The 15,539-nt window shown below is 70.7% G+C and carries 9 protein-coding genes and 1 pseudogene; 5 read left to right on the top strand and 5 right to left on the bottom strand.

The genetic code is table 11. The annotated features are described in order from the left end of the window. Positions 1 to 11: 11 nt before the first annotated feature. Positions 12 to 1,166 (bottom strand): PQQ-dependent sugar dehydrogenase, encoded by a 1,155-nt coding sequence (locus ASG40_RS12820; RefSeq protein ID WP_055886457.1) that lies wholly within the window; start codon positions 1,164 to 1,166, stop codon positions 12 to 14. Between the two features lie 363 nt (positions 1,167 to 1,529). On the opposite strand from ASG40_RS12820, the gene trxA reads away from it, so the two are divergent. The 5 genes and pseudogenes from trxA to paoC (ASG40_RS12795) all read left to right on the top strand — a co-directional run bounded on the left by trxA (position 1,530) and on the right by paoC (ASG40_RS12795) (position 8,575). Further along, positions 1,530 to 1,850 (top strand): thioredoxin, encoded by a 321-nt coding sequence (gene trxA, locus ASG40_RS12815; RefSeq protein WP_055886110.1) that lies wholly within the window; start codon positions 1,530 to 1,532, stop codon positions 1,848 to 1,850. Between the two features lie 553 nt (positions 1,851 to 2,403). Then, positions 2,404 to 2,997 carry an aldehyde dehydrogenase iron-sulfur subunit PaoA gene (paoA, locus tag ASG40_RS21265; RefSeq protein ID WP_055886107.1) on the top strand — a complete coding sequence of 198 codons (594 nt, stop codon included), beginning with the start codon at positions 2,404 to 2,406 and terminating at the stop codon, positions 2,995 to 2,997. Then, positions 2,994 to 3,944, top strand: coding sequence for an FAD binding domain-containing protein (locus ASG40_RS12805; protein ID WP_055886106.1), 951 nt, complete (start codon positions 2,994 to 2,996; stop codon positions 3,942 to 3,944). The genes paoA and ASG40_RS12805 overlap by 4 nt, the downstream gene beginning before the upstream one ends. A gap of 3 nt (positions 3,945 to 3,947) precedes the next feature. Then, positions 3,948 to 6,162, top strand: a pseudogene (gene paoC / locus ASG40_RS12800) (aldehyde oxidoreductase molybdenum-binding subunit PaoC); the annotation flags it as partial. A 202-nt stretch (positions 6,163 to 6,364) separates the two neighbouring features. Continuing rightward, a complete protein-coding gene (gene paoC, locus ASG40_RS12795; protein WP_055886104.1) occupies positions 6,365 to 8,575 on the top strand; it encodes an aldehyde oxidoreductase molybdenum-binding subunit PaoC in 2,211 nt (736 codons plus the stop codon). 104 nt (positions 8,576 to 8,679) lie between these two features. Here the strand turns inward: paoC (ASG40_RS12795) and ASG40_RS12790 are convergent, their stop codons facing one another. From ASG40_RS12790 to ASG40_RS12775, 4 genes are all read right to left on the bottom strand, one after another. After that, entirely contained in the window at positions 8,680 to 9,501 is an 822-nt protein-coding gene (locus ASG40_RS12790; protein ID WP_055886102.1) for an oxidoreductase, read from the bottom strand. A gap of 531 nt (positions 9,502 to 10,032) precedes the next feature. After that, positions 10,033 to 10,611 (bottom strand): TetR family transcriptional regulator, encoded by a 579-nt coding sequence (locus ASG40_RS12785; RefSeq protein ID WP_055886099.1) that lies wholly within the window; start codon positions 10,609 to 10,611, stop codon positions 10,033 to 10,035. Positions 10,612 to 10,863: 252 nt separating this feature from the next. After that, positions 10,864 to 13,971, bottom strand: coding sequence for an efflux RND transporter permease subunit (locus ASG40_RS12780; protein WP_055886097.1), 3,108 nt, complete (start codon positions 13,969 to 13,971; stop codon positions 10,864 to 10,866). Further along, positions 13,968 to 15,068: an efflux RND transporter periplasmic adaptor subunit gene (locus ASG40_RS12775; protein WP_055886094.1), complete on the bottom strand. Its 1,101-nt coding sequence runs from the start codon at positions 15,066 to 15,068 to the stop codon at positions 13,968 to 13,970. Before ASG40_RS12775 ends, ASG40_RS12780 begins: the two co-directional genes overlap by 4 nt. Positions 15,069 to 15,539: the final 471 nt, after the last annotated feature.

The following is a 15,539-nucleotide window of genomic DNA, read 5'->3' as shown; positions in this document are numbered from 1 at the left end:
CCCCGAGGGGATCAGTTCCCCGAGGCCGGCGTCAGCTTGAGGATCTTGCCGTCCGGGCCATCGGTGAGGGCATAGACGGCGCCCTCCGGGCCGACCTTCACGTCGCGGATGCGTTCGTTCAGGGGCACCCGCTCCTCGGTGGCCACCGTGTCGCCGTCGAGCTTCACCACCACGAGGCCGCCGCTGACGAGGCCGCCGAGCAGGAAGGCGTCCGACCACGCCGGAAACAGTGCGCCCTGGTAGAGCGTCAGGCTCGAGGGACCGATCACCGGGTCCCAGTAGTAGACCGGCTGCACGGTGCCGGGCGCCTGGGTCTTGCCCGCACCGATCTTGCCGCCGTCGTACTCGATGCCGTAGCTCGCGTCGGGCCAGCCGTAGTTCAGCCCGGCACGGGGCCGGTTGAGCTCGTCGCCGCCGCGCGGGCCGTGCTCGGCCGTCCAGACCCGGCCCTCGGCGTCGAGGGCGATACCCTGGACGTTGCGGTGGCCGTAGGACCAGACCTCGGGCTTGCCCTTGTCGCTGCCGGCGAAGGGGTTGTCCTTGGGCACGCTTCCGTCGGGATCGACCCGGAACACCTTGCCCAGGCCGCTGGCGAGGTCCTGCGCCTGCACGCGGGGGCCCTTGTCGGAGCGCTCGCCCACCGTGATGAACAGCTTGCCGTCCGGCGCGAACACGAGGCGCGAGCCATAGTGCTTGTCGCCCTCGTAGGCCGGGGTCTGGCGGAAGATCACCTTGAGGTCGTCGAGCTTGGCGCCGCCGCCGTCCTCCACCAGCTTGGCCCTGGCCACGGTGGTGCCGTTGCCCTTCTCGCGCGGCTCGGCGTAGCTCAGGTAGACCATCTTGTCCGAGGCGAAGCCGGGGCTGAGGGCCACGTCGAGGAGGCCGCCCTGGCCGCGGGCATCGACCTTGGGCACGCCGGCGATCGGCTTGCCGAGGGTGCCGTCCTTGGCGACCAGGCGCAGGGTGCCGGCCTTCTCGGTGAGGATCATGCGGCCGTCGGGCAGGAACTCGAAGGCCCAGCCGCTGGCGATGCCCTGCGCGGCGGTGGCGGTGGCGACCTTGGTCTCGGTCGCGGGCTTGGGCGCACGGGTCTGGCCGGGGGTCATCGGCGTGTAGGAGGTGTTCGGGCTTTCGGTCTCCGCCGGCGTGCCCTGGGCCTGGGCCATCGCCGCGGAGCCGAGGATGGTGCAGGTGGCGAGCAGGATCTGTGTGAGATGCTTCACGTGGGATGGTCCTCCATGCGGCCGTGGCGGCCGCCCGCGGCGGGGCTCGCGCCTCGTCCCCACCGGGGCCGTCGAGGGCGCGACGTCACGCAGAGATGGGGCGGTCGGGGCTCCGCTTCGACCCCCGTCGCGCCGATACCGCGTCCGGCGGGTCGCCGGTTGGGGGAAACCGCCGCCGGGTGCGCCATCACTCACGCCCCGGCCGGCAAGCGCCTTGACCCGGTCCGGTCGCATCGCCACGTTCGTCGTCAGTCGCGGCGGCCGATGGATGAGAGGCTGTCCGTGAAATCGGAAAGGGATTGCGTGATGGCGACGGTAAAGGTGACCGACGCGAGCTTCGAACAGGACGTCCTGAAGTCCGTCGAGCCCGTGGTCGTGGATTTCTGGGCCGAGTGGTGCGGCCCGTGCCGTCAGATCGGTCCGGCGCTGGAGGAAATCGCCACCGATCTTCAGGGTCGCGTGAAGATCGCCAAGGTCAACGTCGACGAGAATCCCGGCATCGCCGCCCAGTACGGCATCCGGTCGATCCCGACGCTCCTGATCTTCAAGGACGGGCAGCTGGCGAGCCAGAAGGTCGGCGCCGCCCCCAAGGGCGACCTGTCCCGCTGGATCCAGGCGAGCGCGTAACCGCTTCCCTCCGGCAGCACGAGAATGCGAACCCGGCCTTCGAGCCGGGTTTTTTCATGCCCGAGTTTTTTCATGCCCGATCGCGATCGTCCGCGGCGCAGGGATGGATGCCGGGCGAGGGAGGGCGGTCTCGCGGGGTCGGCACCGGATGGCGGAGGCGCGCCGGGCCCTTCACCGCGCAGAGCGTGCGCCGCTGCCCCGGCGTCGGCGGCGGCGGCGCGACCGGCCCGATCGACGAAAGTCTTCCCGGTACCTTGGAGCCAATCCAAGATATCGGTGTTTCCCCCGGGCATCCGACGTCGACGGCTGGGCCCGCGCCCTGTCCGTTGCCCCCCGTCATGGGGCCGGACAGCGAGATGCGAAGGCCTGGAGACAGCGACGTGAATCGGAGAGACCTGATGGTTGGAGCGTCGGCTGCCGCGACCCTTGGCGCCGTCCCGACGGTTGCGGGGGCCGCACCCGCGTCGGCCGGCGNGGGCTGAAGCCGGCCGCCGCCCTTACGGCTCGATGTCGGAAAAGATCCGCAGATTACGACGTGAATCGGAGAGACCTGATGGTTGGAGCGTCGGCTGCCGCGACCCTTGGCGCCGTCCCGACGGTTGCGGGGGCCGCACCCGCGTCGGCCGGCGCGCCGGTGGTGACCGARGTSGCCCTGACGGTGAACGGCGAGCGYCACGCGCTCGCGCTCGACACGCGCACGACGCTGCTCGAYGCGGTGCGCGAGCAYCTGCACCTGACCGGGGCCAAGAAGGGCTGCGACCACGGCCAGTGCGGCGCCTGCACGATGATCGTCGGCGGGCGGCGCATCAATGCCTGCCTGACCCTGGCGGTGATGCATCAGGACGACAGCATCACCACCATCGAGGGCCTGGGCAAGCCGGGYGACCTGCACCCGATGCAGGCGGCCTTCGTGAAGCACGACGGCTTCCAGTGCGGGTTCTGCACSCCGGGGCAGATCTGTTCGAGCGTCGCGGTGCTGGCCGAGATCAAGGCGGGCATCCCGAGCCACGTCAGCGCCGATCTCGACGGGACCTACGCGGTCACCGAGGCCGAGATCCGCGAGCGCATGAGCGGCAACATCTGCCGCTGCGGCGCCTATTCCAACATCGTCGCGGCGATCGCCGACGTCGCCGGGAGGCCCGCATGAAGTCCTTCACCTACGAGCGCCCGGCCACCCCGGCCGCGGCCGCCGCGGCGGTCTCGCGCACGCCCAACGCCAAGTTCATCGCCGGCGGCACCAACCTCCTCGACCTGATGAAGCTGCAGATCGAGACGCCGGCCCACCTCGTCGACGTCAACGGCCTCGGGCTGGACACGATCGAGCCGACGCCCGAGGGGGGGCTGCGGGTCGGGGCGCTGGTGCGCAACACCGACCTCGCGGCGGACGCGCGCGTGCGCGAGGGCTACGGCGTCCTGAGCCGGGCGCTGCTGGCCGGCGCCTCGGGGCAGCTGCGCAACAAGGCGACGACGGCCGGCAACCTGCTGCAGCGCACCCGCTGCCCGTATTTCTACGACACGGCCCAGGCCTGCAACAAACGCCGGCCCGGCTCCGGCTGCTCGGCGCTCGACGGCATCAGCCGGCAACTGGCGGTGATCGGTGCCAGCCAGGCCTGCATCGCCACCTATCCGGGCGACATGGCGGTGGCCATGCGCGTGCTCGACGCCACCGTCGAGACGGTCGACGCCAAGGGCGGATCGCGCACGATTCCCATGGCCGAGTTCCACCGTCTCCCCGGCGACGAACCCGAGGTCGATACGACGTTGCGGCCCGGCGAGCTGATCACGGCGGTGACGCTGCCCAGGCCCGTGGCCGGGACGCACATCTACCGCAAGGTCCGCGACCGCGCCTCCTACGCCTACGCGCTGGTCTCGGTGGCCGCGATCATCGGCAAGGACGGCTCGGGCCGCGTCGCCTTCGGCGGGGTGGCACCGCGCCCCTGGCGCGTCGAGGCCGCCGAGGGCGATCTGCCGAGAGGGGCCAAGGCGGTGACCGACAGGGTCTTTTCCGGCGCCGCGCCGACCCGCGACAACGCCTACAAGCTGACGCTCGCCGAGCGCACGCTCGGCGCGGTGCTCACAGAAGCGAGGGCCTGAACCATGAAGTTCGACACCCCCGCGGGCACCAACCCGATCGACCGGCTCACGATCGTCGGCAAGGCGACGGACCGGATCGACGGCCCCGCCAAGACCACCGGCACCGCGCCCTACGCCTACGACTGGCACGACCCGAAGCTGAAGCCGGCCTACGGCTTCGTGGTGGCAGCGGGCATCGCCAAGGGGCGGATCGCGTCGATGGACCTCGGCCGGGCCGAGGCGGCGCCGGGCGTGATCGCCATCGTCACCGCGCAGAACGCGGGCAAGCTCGGCAAGGGCAAGCTGAACACGGCCAAGCTGCTCGGCGGTCCCGACATCGCGCATTACCACCAGGCGGTCGCGCTGGTGGTGGCCGAGACCTTCGAGCAGGCCCGGGCCGCCGCGGCCCTGGTCTTCGTCGGCTATGCCGCCGCCAAGGGCGACTTCGACCTCGCCGCCTCGACGGAGGCCGCCAAGAGCCCGGGCGACGTCCAGGGCAGTCCGGCCGACACCGCGGTGGGCGATTTCGCCGGCGCCTTCGCCGCCGCGCCGGTAAAGCTCGACGAGCGCTACGCCACCCCCGACCACGCCCACGCGATGATGGAGCCGCATGCCTCCATCGCCTCCTGGGACGGCGACAGGGTCACGGTCTGGACCTCGAACCAGATGATCGACTGGGGCGTGCGCGATCTGGCCATGACCCTCGACATCCCCAAGGAGAAGGTCCGGCTGGTGTCGCCCTTCGTCGGGGGCGGCTTCGGCGGCAAGCTGTTCCTGCGGTGCGAGGCCCTGCTCGCGGCCCTGGGCGCGCGCGCGGCGCGGCGGCCGGTCAAGGTCGCGCTGACGCGCCCGCAGATGTTCAACAACACGACGCACCGGCCGGCCACGCTCCAGCGCATCCGCATCGGTGCCGCCCCGGACGGCAAGATCACGGCGATCGGCCACGAGAGCTGGTCGGGCGACCTCCCCGACGGCGGGCCCGAGGCGGCGGTCATGCAGACGCGCCTGCTCTACGCCGCCCCCAACCGCATGACCGCGATGCGCCTTTCGGTGCTCGACCTGCCCGAGGGCAACGCGATGCGCGCCCCCGGCGAGGCGCCGGGGCTGATGGCGCTGGAGGTCGCCATGGACGAGATGGCGGAAAGGCTCGGGCTCGACCCGGTGCGGTTCCGCGAACTCAACGACACCCAGGTCGACCCGGAGAAGCCGGAGCGCGCCTTCTCGCAGCGCAGCCTCGTGGCATGCCTGCGCCAGGGCGCCGAGCGCTTCGGCTGGGCCGGGCGCGTGGCCAGGCCCGGCCAGGTCCGCGACGGGCGCTGGCTCGTCGGGATGGGGGTGGCGGCGGCCTTCCGCAACAACATGGTCGTGAAGTCGGCCGCCCGYGTCCGTCTCGACGCCGAGGGCACGGTCACGGTCGAGACCGACATGACCGACATCGGCACCGGCAGCTACACCATCATCGGCCAGACCGCGGCGGAGATGATGGGGGTGACCCTCGACAAGGTCGTGGTGCGGCTGGGCGATTCCGCCTTCCCGGTCTCGGCGGGATCGGGCGGACAGTTCGGCGCCAACTCCTCGACCTCGGGCGTCTATGCGGCCTGCGTGAAGCTGCGCGAGGCGGTGGCGGGCAAGCTCGGGTTCAACTCGGCCGACGCCGTGTTCGCGGACGGCCAGGTCCGGGTGGGCAACCGCGCCGTGCCGCTGTCGCAGGCCGCGCGCGGCGGGGATCTCGTGGCCGAGGACGCCATCGAGTTCGGCGACCTCGACAAGACCCACCAGCAGTCGACCTTCGGCGCGCATTTCGTGGAGGTCGGGGTCGACGCGGCCACGGCCGAGATCCGGGTCCGGCGGATGCTGGCGGTCTGCGCCGCCGGGCGCATCCTCAACCCGAAGTCGGCCCGCAGCCAGGTCATCGGCGGGATGACGATGGGGGTGGGTGCCGCGCTGATGGAGGAGCTCGCGGTCGACACGAGGCGCGGCTACTTCGTCAACCACGACCTGGCCGGCTACGAGGTGCCGGTCCATGCCGACATCCCGCACCAGGAGGTGGTCTTCCTCGACGAGGTCGACCCGATGTCCTCGCCGATGAAGGCCAAGGGGGTGGGCGAACTCGGCATCTGCGGCGTCGCCGCGGCGGTCGCCAACGCCGTCCACAACGCCACCGGCGTCCGGGTCCGCGAATACCCCATCACCCTAGGGTGTAGACGCCCGGTCCCGCCGGTTCGGCGACACCGGGGCCNCGCCGATGAAGGCCAAGGGGGTGGGCGAACTCGGCATCTGCGGCGTCGCCGCGGCGGTCGCCAACGCCGTCCACAACGCCACCGGCGTCCGGGTCCGCCACTACCCCATCACCCTCGACAAGCTCATCCACCGCATGCCCGACGTGGCTTGAACGGCGCGTTCCGGCGCAGGCGAAACGTCGTAGGGGCAGGGGGAGCGGCATGAAGTTCGAGACACCGGCAGGCACCAACCCCATCGACCGGCTCAAGGTCGTGGGAAAGCCCACGGATCGGATCGAGGGTCCGCTCAAGACGACGGGCACCGCACCCTACGCCAGCGACTGGCACGACCCGGAGGCGGGCCTGGCATACGGCTACGTCGTCGGCGCCGGCATCGCCAAGGGGCGGATCGTCTCCGTCGATACGTCGCGCGCGGGGGCCGCGAGCGGCGTGCTGGCGGTCGTCACGGCGGCCAACGCCGGCACCCTCGACAAGGGCGAGTTCTACGTTGCCCGGGCGCTCGCCGGGCCGGACATCGACCATTACCATCAGGCGGTCGCCGTCGTCGTCGCCGAGACCTTCGAGCAAGCCCGCGCCGCCGCAGCCCTCATCCGGGTCGATGCGGTCGCCACCCCGGGGCGTTTCGATCTCGCGGCGGCAAGGGAGACCGCCCCGGTGCCCAAGCCCGGCCAGTTCGGCGGGCCGACCGAAACGCAGGTCGGTGACTTCGAGGGCACGTTCGCCACGGCGCCGTTCCGGGTCGACGAGACCTACACGACGCCCGATCAGACCCACGCGATGATGGAGCCGCACGCCACCGTGGCTGCCTGGACGGGCGATCGGCTCACCCTGTGGACCTCCGTCCAGCTGATGGGCTGGGGCGTGCGCGACCTCGCCAGGACGCTCGGCATCCCGAAGGAACGGGTGCGGATGATCGCGCCCTACATCGGCGGGGGCTTCGGCGGAAAGGCCACGACCCTTTCCGACGCGGTCCTGGCCTCGCTCGGTGCCCGTGCGGCCGGACGCCCCGTCAAGGTCGCCCTGCCGCGGGCCTTGATGGCCAACAACCTCACTCATCGCCCGGCCACGATCCAGCGCGTCCGCATCGGCGCGACCGCGGACGGGCGCATCACCGCCATCGGCCACGAGAGCTGGTCCGGCAATCTCGCGGGCGGACGGCCCGAGAGCGCGGTCCTCCCGACGCGCCTGCTCTACGCCGGGGCCCACCGGATGACGCGCCTGCGCCTGGCGCAGCTCGACCTGCCCGAGGGCAGCGCCATGCGAGCGCCGGGCGAGGCCCCCGGCATGATGGCGCTGGAGGTCGCCATGGACGAGATGGCGGAGAAGCTCGGTCTCGACCCCGTCGCCTTCCGCATCCTGAACGACACGCAGGTCGACCCCGAGTCGCCGGAGCGCGCCTTCTCGCAGCGGCAACTGGTCGAATGCCTGCGCCGGGGCGCCAAGCGCTTCGGCTGGGACAGGCGCGTGGGTGAGCCGGGCCAGGTCCGCGACGGCCGTTGGCGCGTCGGCATCGGCATGGCCTCGGCCATCCGCGCGGCGCCCCTGACGACATCCGCCGCGCGCGTCCGGCTCGATGCCGGGGGTGTGGTCACGGTCGAGACCGACATGACCGATATCGGCACCGGCACCTACACCATCATCGCCCAGACCGCGGCCGAGATGATGGGCCTGCCCCTCGATCGCGTCGTGGTTCGGCTGGGGGATTCGACCTTTCCCGAAAGCGCAGGCTCGGGCGGCCAATGGGGTGCCGCCTCCTCCACCGCCGGCGTCTATGCGGCCTGCATGCGGTTGCGCGAGGCAGTGTCGAAGCGTCTCGGCATCAATTCCGGCGACGCCGTGTTCGAGGACGGCCTCGTCCGGTCCGGCAACCTCAGCGCACCGCTCGCCGGAGCCGCCAGCGAGGGCGATCTCGTGGCCGAGGACGTCATGGAGTTCGGCGGCCTGACGAAGCGTTTTGCGATCCAGACCTTCGGCGCGCACTTCGTCGAGGTCGGCGTCGACGTCGACACGGCCGAGATCCGGGTGCGGCGTATGCTGGCGGTGTGCGCGGCCGGGCGCATCCTGAATCCGAAGGCGGCGCGAAGCCAGATCATCGGGGGCATGACCATGGGCATCGGGGCTGCCCTGATGGAGGAACTCGCGGTCGATAAGAAGCGCGGATTCTTCGCCAACCACGACCTGGCCGGCTACGAGATCCCGGTGCACGCCGACGTCCCGCACCTCGACGCGATCTTCCTCGACGAGGTCGATGCGGCGGCCACGCCCCTCAAGGCCAAGGGCGTCGGAGAACTCGGCATCTGCGGGGCCGCGGCGGCGGTGGCCAACGCCATCCACAACGCCACCGGCGTGCGGGTGCGGGACTATCCCATCACCCTCGACAAGCTTTTGGATCGCATGCCCGACGCGGCCTGAGGGAAGCGAAGACGAAACAACCACGCGGTCGTCCTGTCGGAGCCCCCCGACGACCCGCCGTGACCCGGCAGGCGGCTTGGGTCGATCCCGCATTGCTGCCGCTCTCACGAGACCTGCGGAAGCCCCATCTGCTTCCTGAAGCTCCTGTCGAAGGCCATGGCCGGCACGAACCGGCGCAGCAGGCTGACCCGCCGCGCCACGGGCCCGGCGGTGTAGCGGCGCTTGGGCGTCGCCGCGGTGGCCGCCGTCACGACGACCTTCGCCACGACCTCGGGGGCGTCCGCGGTCGTCATGACCTCGCGCAGGAACCGGTCCCGTCCGGCGCGCTCGGCGTCATAGACGCCCAGCGGCCTGTCGGACCGGACCAGGTTCCGGTCGAAGGCCGTGCGCGTGAAGGCGGGTTCGACGAGTACCACCCGGATGCCCTGGCCGCGAACCTCGTGGTCCAGCGACTCGGAGTAACCCTCGACCGCATGCTTGCTCGCGCCATACAGCGCCATGTAGGGCGCGGGGATCAGTCCCTGTACCGAGCTGATGTTGACGATCCGGCCGCCCTTCTGGGCCCGCATGATCGGCAGGACGGCGCGGATCGTACGGACGACGCCGAACAGGTTGACGTCGAACATCGCCTGAGCCTGTTCGATGGAGGACTCCTCGGCGGCGCCGCTGATGCCGAAGCCGGCGTTGTTGACCAGGAGGTCGATGCGCCCCGCCTCGCCGGACACCGTCGCGATCATCGCGGCGACCGAGGCGTCGTCGGTGACGTCGCAGGTCAGCATCCCGAGGTCGGTACCGGCGTCCGACGCGGGCTTCCGGCTCGTTCCGTAGACGCGGTAGCCCGCGGCCCGCAGGGCTTGCGCCGTCGCCTGTCCGATGCCGGACGCCGCCCCGGTGACGATGGCGGTCTTGATGGAACTCTGGCTCACGGGGCTCTCCGCCGACGCGGCATTTCCTCCTGCCGCCCGGATAAATACATTACGGTCATAATTATAAAACTCAAGCCACGATTTGCGCGGCACGCCATGCCGCACCACAGCCTCGGCCCAGGAGCAGGATCACGCCAGCGAGGCGGTTGCCATCGCCGACGTGAACCGTGACGGGAAACCGTGGAACGGCCCATGGCCAAGTCTCCGCCCGCCACCGTCCTTTTCTGCCCTGGAGAGGAGCCACGGCTGATTCTCGCAGACCCCGAATCCTGTGATTCGCGACCGTCGCGCCGGCGATCGGAATCCTCGGTACGGCCCGAAGCGGTGCGGCGCGACGCACGGCACGACGATGCTCAACCGGCCGTCGCCTTCCGCGATGGCGACCGCCCCGCATCCGACGGACCTGAGCGACGACACCGGCATCAATAAGTTATGATCAACATTTATTATGGTGCGGTGGACTCGTCAGCAGCCGTGGGTTCGATCAGGGCATCGCTCGCGTGACCGGCCCCACCCCTGCGAGGCCGGCCCTCAGGGGGCGACCGAGGCATGGGGGGCGACCGAGGCATGGGGGGCGACCGCGGCATGCGCCGCCTGGAGGAGATCGTTCGCCAAAGCCTCGTCGTTGACGGCACGCGCCAGGACGACGGCTCCGACCAGCGTCGAGAGCGTCGCGAGGGAGCGCTGCCGGCGTCGCTCCCGCGATGCCTTCGGCGTCAGGTCGGCGAGGATCGCAGCCAGACGCTCGACGGCGTGGGTGAACCGGGTCCGGACCGGGCTGTCGGAGGCTTCCCGCGAAATGTCGTTGGCCAGGGCCGCCAGGGGACATCCCTTCCCGGGCGTCTGGACGTGCGCGAGGGAGAGATAGTTCGCGAGGATGGCGTCGACGGCTCCGCGCCGGTCCTCGGCGACCGCGGCGTCGAACGCTTCGGCTGCCAGTGCGTCCTTGTTGGCGAACTGGCCATAGAAACCGCCATGGGTCAGGCCGGCGGATGCCATGATGTCGGCGACACCGACGCCGTGAAGGCCGCGCTCGCGGAACAGGGACGCGGCGACCTCGACCACGCGCTGACGGTTGAGCCTGGCCTGCTCCTGCGAAACTCTCGGCATAGCGTGATCCTTCGGCGTTCCGACAACCCATATAGATGCGCTATGTCATCTAAAGAAGGGCCGGCCCTCGAGCCCTCCCCGCCAGGCCGCCTTCCCCGCCAGGCAGCCGTCCCCGCAAGGCCGCCGGCACCGACAGGCGACCGGCCTGCGGGGGAGGGCAGGAGCGCAGGCCGGTCGTCGTACCGCACGCCCGGTCGGCGCGCGATCCTTGGATGTCCCTCGGGGAGGGACATGGATCTCCTCCCGGTCGCCCTAGGATCTGGCCGGCAACGGCATTCCGTCCGCGCCCGATGCGACGACGTTCGCCCCCGGCGCCCGCGCCACCCGGAACCACAGGGCGTAGAGGGCCGGCAGGAACAGCAGGGTCAGCAGGGTGCCGACGCCGACGCCGCCGATGAGCACGTAGGCCAGCGCCCCCCAGAACACCGAGTGGGTGAGCGGGATGAAGGCGAGCATCGCCGCGGCCGCCGTGAGGATCACCGGCCGGGCCCGCCGCACCGTGGACTCGACGATGGCGTCGTAGTCGGACAGGCCCGCCGCCCGGTCGTGATGGATCTGGTCCACCAGGATCAGGGTGTTGCGCATCAGGATCCCCGACAGCGCGATCAGGCCGAGGATCGCGTTGAAGCCGAACGGCTGGTGGAAGAGCAGCAGGGTCGGCGCCGCCCCGACGAGGCCGAGCGGCGCGGTCGCGAACACCATGACCATCGTCGTGAAGGAGCGGACCTGGATCATGATGACCGTCAGCGTCACGATCAGCATGATCGGGAACACCGCCACCAGGGACATCATCGCCTTCTCGCTCTCCTCCACGGCGCCGGCCGTATCGATGCGGTAGCCAGGCGGCAGCTTCGCCCTGGTCGGGTCGAGCAGGGGGAGGACCTGCGCGTGCACGTCCGGCGGCTGCTTGCCGTCGAGCACGTCGCCCTGCACCCGGATGTAGGTCTCGCGGTTGTAGCGCTTGAGCACCGCATCCTCGCTGCGGGTCTCCAGCCGCGCGACCTGGGACACCGGCACCTGCCGCCCGTCCCGCGTCGCCAGGGTGAGGTCGCCGATCTCGCCGAGCGAGCGCCGCTCGGCACCGGGGCTGCGCAGCACCACGTCGACGGAGCGCAGGGTCTCGCGGACCTGGGTCGCGGGCGTTCCGTTGAGGTAGCTCTGCAGCTGTTGTCCGGCCTCCTTCGGCGTCAGGCCGATCAGGCGCAGGCGCTCCTGGTCGAAGGCGAGGTGCAGGTTGGGGGTCTTGTCGCCCCAGTCGAGATGGACGAGGCGCATGTCGGCGTTGGCCGCCATGACGTCCCGGACCTCGGCCGCAATGGCGCGGACGACGTCGAGGTCGGGGCCGACGACCCGGAAGGCGACGGGAAAGCGGATCGGCGGGCCGAACACGATCTGCAGCACGCGGACGCGCGCCTCCGGGAAGCGACCCTCGTCGACGAGGTTTCGGACTTTGCCGCGCAGGGCGTCGCGGGCCTGCGCGTCCACGGTCTGCACCACGATCTGAGCGAAGGCCGGGTCGGGCAGCTCGGGATCGAAGGACAAGACGAAGCGCGGCATGCCCTGGCCGATGTAGCTGGTGATCTCGCCGGCCTCGGGCAGGTCGCGCACGGCCGCCTCGACGCGTGCGACGCTGGCCTCGGTGGTGGCGAAGGCGGAGCCCGCCGGCAGGGTCACCTCGACGATGAGCTCGGCCCGCTCCGAGTTCGGGAAGAACTGCTGCTCGACACGGCCCATGGCGACGACCGCGCCCGCGAACAGCGCCACGATGATGCCGGCGGCCATCCACTTGTGGTCGACGGACATCCGCACGACGCGGCGCAGGCGCTCGTAATTCTTCGTGGCGTAGATCGCCTCGTGGCCGCCTTCCACGCGCCTGATGTTCGGCAGCAGCTTGACGCCGAGATACGGCGTGAAGGTCACCGCCACGATCCACGAGACGATCAGCGAGAACGACACCACCCAGAAGATGTTGCCGGCGTACTCGCCGGCCGTGGAGGCGGCGAAGCCCACCGGCAGGAAGCCCGCGATGGTCACCAGCGTGCCGGTCAGCATCGGCGCGGCGGTGGCGCTCCAGGCATGGGTCGCCGCCTCGATGCGGTCGGCGCCTTCCTCCATCCGCACCACCATCATCTCTATGGCGATGATGGCGTCGTCGACGAGGAGCCCGAGCGAGATGATGAGGGCGCCGAGCGTGATGCGGTCGAAGTCGCGGCCGGTGATCATCATCACCACGAACACCGCCGACAGCGTCAGGGGCACGGCGAGCGCCACGACGATACCCACGCGAAACCCCAGGGCGACGAGGGAGACGACGATCACCACGCCGAGCGCGGTGAAGAACTTCACCATGAATTCGTGGATGGCGTCGTCGATGACCTTGGCCTGGTCGGTGATCTTCGTGAACGTGATCCCCGTCGCCAGCGCGTGACGGATCGCCACCTCCTCGGCGTTCAGAGCCTCGCCGAGCTTGAGGCCGTTGAAGCCGGGCTTCATCACCAGGCCGAGCATCAGGGCCGGCTCGCCGTCGTTGCGGATCGCGAAGGACTTGGGGTCCTCGTAGCCGCGCTTGACCTCGGCGATGTCCCCGAGCTTGAGGCTGCGGTCGCCGGCCGCCACTGGCAGGTCGCGGATCGCGTCGAGGCCGTCGATGGCCCCGTCGAGGCGAAGGTAGATGCGGGGACCGGCGGCCTCGACGAAGCCGGCGGGCGTCACGTCGTTCTGGTTGGCCAGCGCCGCCAGCAGCTGCTGGCCGGTGATGCCGAGGGTGGCGAGGCGCTGGTAGGAGATCTCGACGAAGATCTTCTGGGCCTGTTCGCCCAGGATGTTGATCTTCTCGACGCCGGGCACGCGCAGCAGGCGCTGGCGCAGGTCCTCGGCGCGCGGCACGAGGTGGCGGTGCGGCAGGCCCTTCGCCTGGAGGGCGTAGAGGGCGAAGTAGATGTCCGAGAACTCGTCGTTGAACAGCGGGCCCATCACCCCGCGCGGCAGGCCGGAGCCCTGGTCGGAGAGCTTCTTGCGCGCTTGGTAGAACTCCGACTGGAGCTTGGCCGGCGGCATGTTGTCCTTGAAGATGACCTTCATCAGCATGAGGCCGGGCCGCACCGTGGTCTCGACGCGGTCGTAATAGACGAGTTCCTGCAGGCGCTTCTCCAGGGCGTCGGCGACCTGGCGCTGCATCTCCTGCGCGGTCGCCCCCGGCCAGGCGGCCGACACCGCCATCACCTTCACGGTGAAGGCCGGGTCCTCGGCCCGGCCGAGTTTCTGGAAGGCGAAGAACCCGGCGCCCGTCAGGGCGAGCAGCAGGAACAGCGTGACGGCCCTTTCCCGGACCGCCAGGGCGGAGAGGTTGAAGCCGGTCATCGGGCGACTCCCGTCGTGGTCGCGGGCGCCGGGCGCACGCTCTGGCCGGCCTTGAGGAGATGGGCGCCGAGCGAGACGATCCGGTCGCCGGGCTTCAGGCCCGAGGCGACCTGCGCGCTTTCCTCGGACAGGCGGGCGATGACGACGGGCTGCGCGGCGACGGTGCCGGTGGCGGCGTCGAAGCGCCAGACCGCCGAGCCGCCTCCGGAATCGAACAGGGCGGCCAGGGGAACCTCGACCGCAGCCGCACGCCCGGCATCGACGGCCTGGAGCCGAAGCGTCACGGTCGCGCCGAGCGGTGCGTCCTCGCCGCCCCCCGACAGGATGTAGCGGGCCCGGTAGGTCCGGGTGGCCGGATCGGCGGTGGCCGACAACTCGCGCAGATGCGCCAGATAGGTCGCCCCGCCCTCGGCATAGAGCGTCGCCGAGGCCGCCCCCCGCGCCAGGCGCCGGCTCGCCTCGGGCAAGAACACCTCGGGCAGGAACACTTCCGCCTCGCGAGCCCCGTCGCGGGCGAGCTTGACCACGGTCTGGCCGGCGGCGACCACCTGGCCCGGCTCGGACGGCACCTCCATGACGACGCCGTCGGCATCGGCCTGGAGCTCGGAATACCCGGCCTGGTTGGAGACCTGGCTCGCCTGGGCCTCGGCGTTGGCGAACTGCGCGATGGCCGCGTCGGCGGCGGCCTTGTTCTGGTCGTAGGTCTGCTTCGAGGTCCAGCCGTCACCGACGAGCTTGCGGCTGCGCTCCTCGTCGGCCTTGGCCCGGATCATCTGCGCGCGGGCGGCCTCGACGGAGGCCCGGGCCGCCGTGAACGCCAGGGTGAAATCCGTCCGGTCGAGGCGCATGAGCGGTTGGCCGCGCTTCACCCGGTCGCCCGGATCGACGAGGCGCTCGAGGATCTTTCCCCCGACCCGGAAGCCAAGGTTGCTCTCAGTGCGCGCCCGGATGACGCCGGTGTAGCGCGAGACGCCTCCCGTCCCCTGGGCGACCTCGACGGTCTGGACCAGCGGCGGCTTCGTGGGCACGGCGGTCTCCGCCGGCGAGCATCCGGCGAGGGCCAGTCCGGTGAGCCCGAGCACCCATCTCGTATCCATTGCCCGTCTCCCCGCGGCCGTCTCGAGGTCGCATTAAAATGATGTTTGACATCTATTATGGGGAATGGGCCGGCGTCAATCGTCGTTTCCGCTCGGCGACGAGCGAGGGCGCGCCTGCCATCGGGGCATATCGGGCGATCGGACGTCGCCTCCAGCAAGGCTCATGCGACATCGACAATTGAGATGTCGGATGAAATCTAATTCCAACGGTTTCTGGTCCGGGGCATCCCCCTCTCCGACACCGGTTCGCGACGAGCGTGCGTTTCACGACCGTCCGGTGTTTCCCACCGCCGGAACGAACGGGGTCGACCAACGGGGGCAGGCCGTTCGGCGAAGAAGCGCTCGCTCGTGACTGCGGCGCGGACCACGGCGGCTTCATCGGGATCGACCGGGCCGCGTTCGAGCCCCGAGTGCACGAGAGCCGGGTCGACGAGAGCCGACAAGCCGTGCGTTTGGCGGAGCGGGTTCGAG

This window comes from Methylobacterium sp. Leaf399, assembly GCF_001424525.1.
Classification (GTDB): domain Bacteria; phylum Pseudomonadota; class Alphaproteobacteria; order Rhizobiales; family Beijerinckiaceae; genus Methylobacterium.
This window is presented reverse-complemented; position numbering and strand designations above follow the sequence as displayed.

Bases quoted from the DNA above. Each gene is read 5' to 3' on its own strand.
- ASG40_RS12820 (WP_055886457.1), bottom strand. From the start codon at position 1,166: ATGGCCCAGGCCCAGGGCACGCCGGCGGAGACCGAAAGCCCGAACACC.
- trxA (WP_055886110.1), top strand. From the start codon at position 1,530: ATGGCGACGGTAAAGGTGACCGACGCGAGCTTCGAACAGGACGTCCTG.
- ASG40_RS12805 (WP_055886106.1), top strand. From the start codon at position 2,994: ATGAAGTCCTTCACCTACGAGCGCCCGGCCACCCCGGCCGCGGCCGCC.
- paoC (WP_055886104.1), top strand. From the start codon at position 6,365: ATGAAGTTCGAGACACCGGCAGGCACCAACCCCATCGACCGGCTCAAG.
- ASG40_RS12785 (WP_055886099.1), bottom strand. From the start codon at position 10,611: ATGCCGAGAGTTTCGCAGGAGCAGGCCAGGCTCAACCGTCAGCGCGTG.
- ASG40_RS12780 (WP_055886097.1), bottom strand. From the start codon at position 13,971: ATGACCGGCTTCAACCTCTCCGCCCTGGCGGTCCGGGAAAGGGCCGTC.
- ASG40_RS12775 (WP_055886094.1), bottom strand. From the start codon at position 15,068: ATGGATACGAGATGGGTGCTCGGGCTCACCGGACTGGCCCTCGCCGGA.